Genomic DNA, 11375 nt, shown 5'->3' with positions numbered 1-11375 from the left:
CTGGTTATAGAAAGAGCGATATGCTCATTTTGAAACTGACGAGATAAAATATCTCTTTGTTTGCTTCCATTTTATACAGCCTGACGGCATGTACCAAAATCTCAGCTTTGGATTTTGCAAGCAAAATCCGTACTCACTCGTTGTTCAGTTTTCAAAGATCAAACCATCATATTCTCTTACTTTGTTTCACCACCGCATCTCAGCGGCGACTTGATTAATATAACATACATTTGGGATTTAAGTCAACACTTTTTTAAAATTATTTTTCAATTTCATTTCAGCGTTATTCTCAAAAAAAATTCCCGGGCTTTAAGGGCCGAGAACTAATGTATCATATAATCGAATACCCCGTCAACTATATTTTAAAACAAAAGCATTTTTTCACTTGCCCTTGCCAGAAAGCTCCGCATATTAAACAATCCTTGTTCCTTGATTAAACTCTATATACACTCACATAGCCTGTCCAAACAATATCATTTTCAATCCCAGTAAAAGTGCAATTCCAGGCAATCCCAAAACCGTTACGGACCCCATCGTCACCGGATTAATAGGGATATACACCTGCGTGACCCACCCCGAATAATTAATAACATACAGCGCAATTGCCGCCAGAGTCATATGTGCCCCAAACACAGTAAGCCAGCCGATACCCAGACGTTTTTTGAGGATTAGATATGACAGCACCACAACGCAAGCAATCAGAACAAGCCAAACAGCGCCTCTCATTCGGCTCTCCGTTTATGAACACGATCTGCGTCATTGGCATACCCTGGTTCATCTGCGGGCAGGTGGAAACGATGTAGCCCTTGCTGTTTGGCACATTTTAAATGTATCTGATATTTACGCTCCGCAGCTTCCAGAACAAAAATGGCATAGTCGATTGCGTCCTCGCCTGTAGCTTCATGAAATAACCGATGCGCTCTTAGCCACTCCGCATGCGAAGCCCGAATCTGGGCAAATAGCTCCTGACGATTCTCTGCTTCCGATTTGCCGTGTTCCTGTCGACGAAAATTTTGCTTCACCCGTTCCCACATCCATTCATCCTCCTCACAAGCTGAATTATGTGACAGTCTGTAAGACTACCTTATTCATACTTATTTAACAGAGGACAAACTTAGAACAGGAACCATCTAACCAGTCATATCATCACAAAATAAAAAAGGAGCCATAACGGCTCCCTAATGTGTCGAGAAAATCCATAAGATTTATCGGCACTAAAAATATCTATAACGTATAGTTGTACTTATTAGTTCAGCTCTCTGCGACCTTCCAGCGCTTTGGACAGCGTAACCTCATCGGCATACTCCAAATCCCCGCCTACCGGCAATCCGTGAGCAATACGAGTAACCTTGATTCCAAAAGGACGCACCAGCCTGGAAATGTACATGGCCGTCGCTTCTCCTTCAATGTTCGGATTCGTAGCCAAAATCAGCTCTTTGATGCGTTCATCACTAAGCCTGTTCAATAATTCCTTGAGCTTGATATCTTCTGGACCAATCCCCTCCATAGGAGAGATCGCCCCGTGAAGCACATGATAAAAGCCGTTAAACTCCTTGGTACGCTCCATAGCTACCAGATCCTTGGAATCCTGAACAACACAAATGACGGAAGCATCCCTCGTCTTATCCTGACAGATCCGACAAGGGTCCGTGTCCGTAATATTGCCACAGACGGAACAGAAGTGAAGATTGCGTTTCACATTGACCAGTGCTTTGGCAAAATCAATCACATCGTCTTCCTTCATTTTCAGAACGTGAAAAGCCAACCGGGCGGCCGTCTTAGGCCCCACCCCCGGCAGGCGCGTAAATGCATCAATCAGCTTTGCAATCGGCTCCGGATAATACAATAGTGTGCTTCTCCTTTATGCGCAGTCTAGAACAGGCCCGGAATTTTCATCCCGCCTGTAAATTTACCCATATCATCATTAGCCAGTTCATCTGCTTTGGACAAAGCATCGTTGACAGCAGTCAACACGAGGTCTTGCAGCATTTCCACATCATCAGGATCTACAGCCTCCGGTTTGATTGTGATGGAAAGCACTTTTTTATGTCCGTTTACCTCTACAGTCACAACACCACCGCCGGAAGTACCTTCAATTACTTTTCCGCCAAGCTCCTCCTGGGCTTTCAGCATTTGCTCCTGCATTTTTTTCACTTGCTTCATCATTTGGTTCATATTGTTCATTTCAATCATCTCCTTTAATGAAGTATACATCCAGACACTTTGATTTTAATCCTTTATAACTACCAGATCTTCACCGAAAAGTTCAATAGCTTCATCAATCCAGGGTTCCTTGGACTTTCCCGGCGCGTCATGCTCCTGCTCCAGTTGGAATTCTTCGGCAGGCTGGTCGGGAACTCCTTCAATCGCAGCATTCCAATCCTTTTGCATCATTGTCACCAGACGATAGGGATGACCCAACTGTTCGTGCAGAACCTTTTCTATGACCTGCTTGTTGGCAGGCTTTTCAGTAGTTTCACGGTGAATGTTGTTCTTAAACGCCACGAGTACGCTATCCTCTAATACAGACACTGGCTCGCCGTCCATAAACCATGCATGAACTGTGACTTTCGCTTCCTTGACTCCCTGCAAAATTTGGCTCCACTTACGCCCCGCTGCCGCAAATGCCTCTCCCGACTTCTCGGCGATATAGCGATCTAGCTGCGAAGGAAGCTTGACTGGCGCAGAAATCCGCGGAGCGGGAGCGCGTCCCCCGGGAGCCTGACGGTTCCCAGATGATGCATCCTGCCCTGCCCCGGCAGCCAATCCGCCTTGCAGTGCGCGTTCCAGCTTCTTCTCCAGCTCAGCAAGCTGGCGCTTCAAAAAGGCTACATCCTCCTGATTGGCAGCAGCACCGGAATGCTGTATGGTTGGCTGAGCAGCGGCTCCAGCTGCCCCAGGAATGCTGCACAGCTTCAATAGTGCCACCTCAAACAAGGTTTGCGGCTGAACGGCATACTTCATCTCGCTCTGATAGCGATTAAGCGTGTCGATCATGCTAAAAAGCTGCTCCTTGGTAAAAGCTTCTGCCACTTCCTTGAACTGCTCTGGCTCCAGCACGCGCTCTGTCATTTTAGTTGCCTGCGGTACCATCTTAATCATAAGCAGATCTCTGAAATAGTACAGCAGATTTTCCATACATTTATCTGCGCTTTTACCTTCTTGCATAAAGTTCTCAATCATTTGCAGTACTGTGCCGACATCTTCTTTCAGCAATGCCAAGGCAAGCTTGGCGAATTGTTCAGACGCAATACCTCCCGTCATATCCAACACCTGCTGATAAGTAACCCGACCGTCTGTAAACGAAGATATTTGATCCAGAACGCTAAGTGCATCCCGCATTCCACCATCTGACAGACGTGCAATGTACTGTAATGCGTCCGAATCAGCCTCTATGTTCTCCTGTCGACATATGAGATCAAGCCGCTCCGTCTGCTCCTCTAGCGATACCCGCCGAAAGTCAAAACGCTGACAACGCGAAATGATCGTCGCCGGAATCCGGTGCGGTTCTGTCGTAGCCAATATGAACATCACGTGTGGCGGCGGTTCTTCCAGCGTCTTAAGCAACGCATTGAACGCTTCCGTCGTCAGCATGTGCACTTCATCGATGATATAAACCTTGTGCCGTACTTCCGTCGGCGCATATTTGACTTTATCGCGCAAATCACGAATCTCTTCAACGCCCCGGTTGGAGGCTGCGTCAATCTCCTGTACATCCATGACCGCTCCGGCCGTGATCCGTTTACAGGCTTCGCATTCGTTGCAAGGCTCCGGCGCCGGTCCATGCTCACAGTTAATTGCCTTGGCCAAAATTTTGGCCGCACTCGTCTTACCCGTTCCTCGCGGACCGCTGAACAGGTAGGCATGGGACGTGCGATTTTCGCGGATGGCATTCTGCAATGTCTGGATAATATGCTGTTGTCCTACCATGTCCTTGAACGACTGAGGCCGCCAAGCACGGTACAACGCTATATGTTCCAATGCGCGTTACCCTCTTTCCCATTCACTTTCATAAACATTATGTTCACTTCATTATACTATACTCCCGTCCGAATCTAAACCGGACACCTTTCAATCTAAGAGCAAAAGAAAACCGCCTTATGAAAAGCGGTTAAACTAATCCTTTTTAAGTGGATAATAAATGAATTAAGATAATTTTTTGGTCAGAATTATTTCCAACGGCTCATTTTCGAGTAATAAACACCCTGCATCCCTATATCCTAATTTTCTATAGAAGTGCTGAGCCTCTTCATTTGCCAGAGTAGATGTCATAACCAATTTGAAGCCCTTTTGTTTCATTTGATCTTCCCAAAAGAGAACAACTTGCTTACCTACACCCTTGTCTCGATATTGTTCATCGACCCAAATCATATTTAGGAAAGGTGTGTTGTCCCAAAAGTATCCATACCTCATCCATCCGATATTACTTTCATCTTGGTTCCGCAGTATGTATATTTCATTTCCCTTTATTTTTACCTGTATTAAGCTCTCTGAAATATGATGGTCACGGTCTCGTATGTATCCATAGTCTGAATCAGTGGCAAAAACAATTCTCATCTTTATTCCCCCTTTATGCCACATTAATAACAGAAAAACATGAATGTAATTAAACATCGCTAAGCACAAAAAAACATCTTCGCAATGACTGCCAAGATGTTCTAATTCCTAAATATAAACCGTGCACCCGTTATTGATCGTTGTGATCCGAGCGGCAAGCCTGAACAACAACTCGGGCTAGGCCACCCTCCGGCACAAGAGTGATCTCGCTTATGGCTGCTTCCTTCCGGACCTGACCAGGTTCACAAGTACTCATTGCGGAGGACCCAACCGTCAACATTGTGGGCAGGGACCAGCCTCACATCAACAACACCTCTAACAGGAATTCAACCTCGCTATAGCGGATTGCGAGTTACAGGGCACCGCTACCTCCCCATCTAGCACGGTGAAAATAAGTATATCTCAAGGCCGCACAAAAAGCAAACATCCTCAACAAAAAGAGCCCTCTGCAATAGCAGAAGACTCTAATAACTTTATAACCTGCGGTAGTCGATTAGATACCGTATTTCTTCTTGAAACGATCCACACGGCCGCCAACATCAAGGAATTTCTGCTTTCCTGTGAAGAATGGGTGGCAAGCGGAGCAAATCTCCACGCGCAGAGAACCTTTCACAGAACCGGTTTCGAACGTATTTCCGCAAGCACAAGTGACATTAGTTACGTTAAATTTCGGTTGAATAGCTTGTTGCATTGAACTTTCACCTCTTTCCGCCCTGAACGTCCTATCAGCCCAGAGTTGTATGAACACATGTTCACATTATAGCACCTGGATATGAGCGTTTCAACAACTCTTTTGTGTATCCAAAAATGGCGTAAAACAGGTGCAATCCAACCCGCTATTGACCGTTTTAGGCCTTGGCAAATTTGGGACGCGCCAGCCCTTGAGGCGGTACGTGGGTGTAAGACCCGATAACGACATCGGGCAGTTCCTCCCGGTAAATCTCAAGCATTTGCTTCATGCCAAGAATCTCACCTTGGGCAGGTGGAATCAGCTCCAGATAGCTTTCAGGATCAATATTCAGGTTGCGCATCTGAATAAGCTTGAGCTTTGTGCGTTTGGCAAACTCAATCATCGCTTCGATTTCTTCCTCGCGGTCTGTCACGCCCGGAAAAATCAAATAGTTAATCGACGTATATACTCCCTGCTCGGAAGCATAACGAAGTGATTTTTCCACATTGGCTAACGTGTAACCACGCGGCTTGTAATACGCATTGTAATGGTCGTCCAGCGCGCTAATCGTGCTGACCCGCATCAGATCAAGTCCAGCATCTACGATTCCACTGATATGATCGTTCAAGCCTGCATTCGTATTAATATTGATGTATCCCATATCTGTAACGGAACGGACCTCTTTGATCGAATCTATAATCAATTTGGCCTGAGTAGAAGGCTCACCTTCACACCCTTGACCAAAGCTAATAATGGACTCCGGTGTTTTCAAATGCTCCAACATGACTTCCACAATCTCATCGACACGAGGGCGGAAGTTCATTCTCGTCTGAGGGGATACAAAACCACTGTCATCCGGCTGTTCCGATATGCAACCAAAGCATCCGGCATTACAAGAATAAGACACCGGAACTCCACCCTCCCAGCGATTCAGGAACGTGTTCGAGGAAGTAAGACACTCATAGCCTAATGCACAGTTGGACAAATGTTGGTACAGCCGATTTTCCGGGTACTGCTCTGTCATCCGCTGCACGCCCTGCTTTACCTCGTGGCGGTCACAGTTTTCCGGATTCCATTTGGACGGATTATCGCTCCGCTCTGCCGTTACATAAAAAGCTCCATCCTTCCAGACCACGGCCGAATAGCCGAACAAGGGGAGCTTATACTCCTTATCGGTCTTCACATACCCTGGCAGGCACAAGCGTGTAAAGCCTTGAGGTAACAAAGCCCCTACTGCCTGCATATCGCCCGGCAAGGAAACCATTTCCCCGGAATTAGGGTTCATACCGACCGGGCGTGTGTTGGGCAGACTTACCAGCGTAGCACCTTCCGGTAGCGGAATAAGCTCATCTTCCATGATTTCAACAACCATGTCCGCACTGCGGGCAAGCCCATACAAAGAAGCATGATCATATACATTGCCTTTTTCGTCGGCATACACCAAATACATTGTGGAGCTCCTTTCGTTCCGTCAAGCGCACGCCTTAAACCAATCGAACCGTGACGGCTGCGTGCTTGAGGAACAGATAAATACCTATCATGGAAATGACGATTATCCATAAACTGATCATTGTTATTCAGGGTAGCTATACTGCTGGCTTTAGTTGGTTGAAGCTGGAACCGATGCTGCGGTGGAACGCGTGGTTCTCCGTTGCGGAGTGCTTGAAGTGCTTTGTGACCCGCCGGACGGTGCCGTTGTATCAAACGAGGCCAAAAACTCTGCGTTATTACTGCTGTTCCGCAATTTCTTTAGGAAGCCTTCCACAAAATCGTGACTTTCCGTCATATTTTTACGAATGGCCCAAATGGTATCCAATTCTTCCTTGCCTAACAACATTTCCTCACGCCGGGTACCGGAGCGACGAATATCAATAGCTGGGAATATGCGGCGTTCCGCAAGCTTGCGGTCCAAATGAAGCTCCATATTGCCTGTACTTTTAAACTCTTCATAGATAATGTCGTCCATCCGCGATCCTGTATCAATGAGCGCTGTGGCCAAAATGGTAAGACTTCCGCCCTCTTCCACATTCCGCGCCGCACCAAAAAAGCGTTTCGGACGGTGGAAAGCCCCTGGATCAATACCCCCACTAAGCGTACGTCCGGATGCTGGAATGACCAAGTTGTAGGCACGTGCAAGACGAGTAATGCTATCCAGCAGGATAACCACGTCTTTTTTATGCTCTACAAGGCGAAGGGCACGCTCTAGAACCAATTCTACTACCTTGATATGGTTCTCAGGCAGTTCATCAAAAGTGGAAGCAATAACTTCACCTTTAACAGAACGCTGCATGTCAGTCACTTCTTCCGGACGCTCATCAATCAGCAAGACAAACAGCTCAATCTCGGGATTGTTAGTAGAAATGCTATTGGCAATTTCTTTGAGGAGAAGTGTTTTACCAGCTTTGGGAGGTGCCACAATGAGTCCACGCTGTCCAAGTCCGACAGGGGCCAATATATCCATTATTCTCGTAGACAAATTATTGGGGGTAGTTTCAAGGACTAATTTAGTTTGCGGATACAGTGGAGTCAGTGCAGGAAAGTGTAGCCGCTCAGCAGCTTGCTCAGGACTTCTTCCATTGACGGCGTTAACTTGAAGCAATCCAAAATATCGTTCATTCTCTTTCGGAGTCCGGCATTTACCGGATACTAGATCGCCTGTTCTCAAGTCAAACTTGCGGATTTGTGAAGCAGAGATGTAAATATCTTCGGTACTCGGGAGGTAATTGATCGGCCTCAGAAAGCCGTAACCTTCAGGAAGTATTTCCAGAACCCCCTGCATAAACATCAATCCGCTCTTCTCGGCTTGTGCACGCAGGATAGCAAAAATTAATTCTTTTTTCTTGAGCGTTCCGTAGTACGGGATCTGGTATTGCTTGGCCAGCTTGTACAGATCGGTCAGCTTCATTTCTTCCAGATCGGAAATTTGCAGATCCATATAATAACCACCTATTCAATTATTAAGTCCATTCAAAACTAAATGATAGACAATGATATCATAAACGCCATCAACATAATTTTAACCAAAACAAATAAAGTTATGCAGCCATCTGCTTGGATTATACCGAATTATTCCGGTTTTCCGATAAAAGATTGTTAGGTATGAACCTATATCTTGTATCATGCAGCGGCTGCATAGAGCCTATCCATTTTATTGTTCATCCGTTCCGGGAGTCCCAAAATGTACGAAGTTTGTTATTCTGTCTGCCGCCATACGTCCGCGCCCAAAAGACGCAGATTGGAGACGAGATGGTCATAACCACGGTCGATGTATTCGACACCTGACACCTCGGTTACACCTTCACTTACTGTAAGTCCAGCAATGACAAGCGCTGCACCAGCACGCAGATCGGCCGCTTTGACTTTAGCCGCATTCAGCTTGCCGCCCTCAATAATAGCCGAACGACCTTCCACGCGGATTTTAGCCCCCATTCGTACAAGTTCAGGGACATGTTTAAAACGATTGCTATAAACAAAATCGCTCAGTACACTAACCCCTTGCGCCTGAGTAAGCAAACTGGTCATAGGAGATTGCAAGTCCGTGGCGAATCCGGGGTAAACTAAGGCTTTAACATCAACGTGCTCATATGAAGATGAACCCAGAACACGAATACTTTCGTCATATTCCTCTATACCAATACCCATTTCCTGCATTTTTGCAGTCAGGGCCTCCATATGCTTGGGAATTACGTTGTCAATCAAAACATTACCACGAGTAGCCGCAGCAGCAATCATATATGTGCCCGCTTGTATGCGGTCAGGTATGATGGAGTGACGGCAGCCATGCAGCTCGGACACACCTTCAATCCGGATCGTTTCCGTTCCGGCCCCCTTAATAATGGCTCCCATGGAGTTTAACAAGGTTGCTACATCTATAATCTCAGGCTCTTTAGCCGCATTTTCGATAATTGTGGCGCCTTTGGCACGTGCGGCCGCCAGCATAATGTTAATCGTAGCTCCTACACTGCTGACATCCAAATAAATCTTGGTACCGCGCAGCTCTTTGGCATGCAAATGAATAGCACCGTGCTCGTTCGTAACCGTAGCACCCAGTGCTTCAAAACCTTTGATATGCTGATCAATGGGCCGAGGTTCAAAATTACACCCTCCTGGCAAGCCGATGATCGCTTCCTTGAAGCGGCCTAGCATGGCTCCCATCATATAATAGGATGCTCGCAATTTCTTAACAGGTCCATTCGGCATGGGAATGGATTTAATGGAGGATGGATCTATTCTCATCTGGCTGCCTTCCCAGGCAACGGTTGCACCAAGTTCCTCCAGTATTTCGGAATACACCGCCACATCACTCAACAGCGGCAAATTGTCCAAAATGACTTCCGACTCTGCCAGAATGGCGGCGGGAATCAAGGCGATGGCACTGTTTTTGGCACCGCTGATGGAAACTGTACCTTGAAGCGGCCGTCCACCGGTGATCATCAATTTTTCCATAAGCTAGAGGGTCCCCCTACTTGTTTTGCAGTCGGTCAAATAATAAACTTTCAACTTTTTGGTGGTTAAAATGGAAAGACACCGGCTAAGCGGTGTGCTTTCCAAGTCAAACTATTCAACTGAACAGATTCAAATCTTCTGTGCAGAACTACTATTACAATCAAGAGATACATTGAACCATGCAGACGCACGGTACATCAACTTATTCTTACGCTTGGTTGTTGGAACCGAACTCACGGATTTTACCGATAACGGTTTGTTTAATCGCTTCACGACCTGGAGCGATAAATGTACGTGGGTCATAAGCATCCGGTTTCTCAGCAAGCACTTCACGAACCACTTTCGCGAACACGATTTGGTTCTCTGTGTTTACATTGATTTTGGAAGTTCCCAGCGAGATTGCTTTTTTGATATCATGCGTTGGGATACCCGTACCACCATGTAGAACGAGTGGAAGTTTGATTGCAGCGCAGATCTCTTCCATTTCTTTGAATCCGAGGTTTGGCTCGCCTTTGTAAGGTCCGTGAACGGAACCCAGTGCAGGAGCCAATGTGTCGATACCTGTTTCGTTAACGATACGCAGACAGTCGTCAAGCTTCGCGTACATTACGTCACCTACAACATCATCCTCTTGACCGCCAACCATTCCAACTTCAGCTTCAACAGAAACGCCTTTGGAATGTGCATATTCAACAACTTTTTTCGTTGTTGCAATGTTCGTGTCGATCGGGCTGTGGGAATCATCGATCATAACAGATGTAAAACCAGCATCCATAGCTTCTTTACATTTTTCAAAGCTGGAACCGTGATCCAAATGGATCGCAACCGGAACCGTAATTTTCATATCATGAATAAGACCTTCTACCATTTTAACAACAGTGTAGAAACCGCCCATGTGGCGTGCTGCACCTTCAGATACGCCCAGGATTACCGGGGATTTCTCTTCTTCAGCAGCGCCCAGAATAGCTTGAGTCCACTCCAGGTTGTTAATGTTGTACTGACCTACCGCGTATTTTCCTTCAAGTGCTTTGTTCAACATGTCTGTCATAGATACCAATGGCATGGTTACAGTCCTCCTAAGGTGTTTGGGTTTGTCTATATTTTAGCCGACATCACATACGGGCTTATTATACCACAACCCATGTTAAATACTAAACAAGCTTTTGCACATCAAAACATACGAAAATCACGCTCATGACGCCGTTTTTTCATAGAATTGTATAAGGAGAGGATTTACTTTCAGTATTTCCCATAAACACAAACAAAAAACCCTGTTGTGTTAACAGAGTTTTCAACCAAAGTGACTCGTTTCGTCACTCCTGAGTTGCTTGTTTACGGCGATTCGCATTTCATCAATATCAAAGGGCTTGGTAAAGTGCATGAGTGCTCCCAGCTCCGTCGCCTCTTTAATCATGTCCAGTTCTCCATAAGCTGTCATCATAATAACCTTGATATCGGGATTCATGGTCTTTAGATGCTTCAAGATTTCAAGTCCGTCCATACCCGGAATTTTCATATCGAGCAGAACCAGATCAGGCGGTTCCTTTTCAACAATTTCAAGTGCAATTTTTCCGTTTGCTGCCTGAAAGGTCTCGTAACCCTCACTTCCGAACACTTCCATCAGCAAAATTCGTATTCCATTCTGGTCATCGACGATTAACACTTTTTTCTTTTCCAATGTTTTAACCTCCTAAGATCTTAA

Annotated in this window: 12 protein-coding genes and 1 other RNA gene; all 13 read right to left on the bottom strand. The window is 46.0% G+C overall.

The features are described 5' to 3' along the window. Positions 1 to 450 precede the first annotated feature (450 nt). The 13 genes from ACIFQM_RS00340 to ACIFQM_RS00280 all read right to left on the bottom strand — a co-directional run bounded on the left by ACIFQM_RS00340 (position 451) and on the right by ACIFQM_RS00280 (position 11351). Entirely contained in the window at positions 451 to 726 is a 276-nt protein-coding gene (locus ACIFQM_RS00340) for a pro-sigmaK processing inhibitor BofA family protein (protein WP_430044037.1), read from the bottom strand. Further along, a complete protein-coding gene (locus ACIFQM_RS00335) occupies positions 723 to 1034 on the bottom strand; it encodes a DUF2508 family protein (protein WP_430044034.1) in 312 nt (103 codons plus the stop codon). Before ACIFQM_RS00335 ends, ACIFQM_RS00340 begins: the two co-directional genes overlap by 4 nt. 212 nt (positions 1035 to 1246) lie before the next feature. Further along, positions 1247 to 1846: a recombination mediator RecR gene (gene recR / locus ACIFQM_RS00330; RefSeq protein ID WP_044646883.1), complete on the bottom strand. Its 600-nt coding sequence runs from the start codon at positions 1844 to 1846 to the stop codon at positions 1247 to 1249. Between the two features lie 26 nt (positions 1847 to 1872). Then, entirely contained in the window at positions 1873 to 2184 is a 312-nt protein-coding gene (locus ACIFQM_RS00325; protein WP_013308226.1) for a YbaB/EbfC family nucleoid-associated protein, read from the bottom strand. 45 nt (positions 2185 to 2229) lie between these two features. Then, positions 2230 to 3981 carry a DNA polymerase III subunit gamma/tau gene (dnaX, locus tag ACIFQM_RS00320; protein ID WP_430044031.1) on the bottom strand — a complete coding sequence of 584 codons (1752 nt, stop codon included), beginning with the start codon at positions 3979 to 3981 and terminating at the stop codon, positions 2230 to 2232. A 165-nt stretch (positions 3982 to 4146) separates the two neighbouring features. After that, complete coding sequence (locus ACIFQM_RS00315; protein WP_430044029.1) at positions 4147 to 4557, bottom strand: GNAT family N-acetyltransferase; 411 nt, start codon at positions 4555 to 4557, stop codon at positions 4147 to 4149. 119 nt (positions 4558 to 4676) lie between these two features. Then, positions 4677 to 4943, bottom strand: an RNA gene (gene ffs, locus ACIFQM_RS00310) — signal recognition particle sRNA large type. A 107-nt stretch (positions 4944 to 5050) separates the two neighbouring features. Continuing rightward, positions 5051 to 5248 (bottom strand): 50S ribosomal protein L31, encoded by a 198-nt coding sequence (gene rpmE, locus ACIFQM_RS00305; protein WP_044646880.1) that lies wholly within the window; start codon positions 5246 to 5248, stop codon positions 5051 to 5053. Between the two features lie 157 nt (positions 5249 to 5405). Next, positions 5406 to 6677: a radical SAM protein gene (locus tag ACIFQM_RS00300; protein WP_430044028.1), complete on the bottom strand. Its 1272-nt coding sequence runs from the start codon at positions 6675 to 6677 to the stop codon at positions 5406 to 5408. Positions 6678 to 6827: 150 nt separating this feature from the next. Then, positions 6828 to 8162, bottom strand: a complete 1335-nt coding sequence (rho, locus tag ACIFQM_RS00295; protein WP_430044026.1) for a transcription termination factor Rho — start codon at positions 8160 to 8162, stop codon at positions 6828 to 6830. Positions 8163 to 8419: 257 nt separating this feature from the next. Then, positions 8420 to 9673 carry a UDP-N-acetylglucosamine 1-carboxyvinyltransferase gene (locus ACIFQM_RS00290; RefSeq protein ID WP_044646877.1) on the bottom strand — a complete coding sequence of 418 codons (1254 nt, stop codon included), beginning with the start codon at positions 9671 to 9673 and terminating at the stop codon, positions 8420 to 8422. Positions 9674 to 9881: 208 nt separating this feature from the next. Beyond that, entirely contained in the window at positions 9882 to 10736 is an 855-nt protein-coding gene (gene fba / locus ACIFQM_RS00285; protein ID WP_430044024.1) for a class II fructose-1,6-bisphosphate aldolase, read from the bottom strand. A 228-nt stretch (positions 10737 to 10964) separates the two neighbouring features. Further along, positions 10965 to 11351 carry a response regulator gene (locus ACIFQM_RS00280; protein WP_430044022.1) on the bottom strand — a complete coding sequence of 129 codons (387 nt, stop codon included), beginning with the start codon at positions 11349 to 11351 and terminating at the stop codon, positions 10965 to 10967. Positions 11352 to 11375 lie beyond the last annotated feature (24 nt).

It is taken from the genome of Paenibacillus sp. NRS-1782 (assembly GCF_050467685.1).
Classification (GTDB): domain Bacteria; phylum Bacillota; class Bacilli; order Paenibacillales; family Paenibacillaceae; genus Paenibacillus; species Paenibacillus terrae_A.
This window is presented reverse-complemented; position numbering and strand designations above follow the sequence as displayed.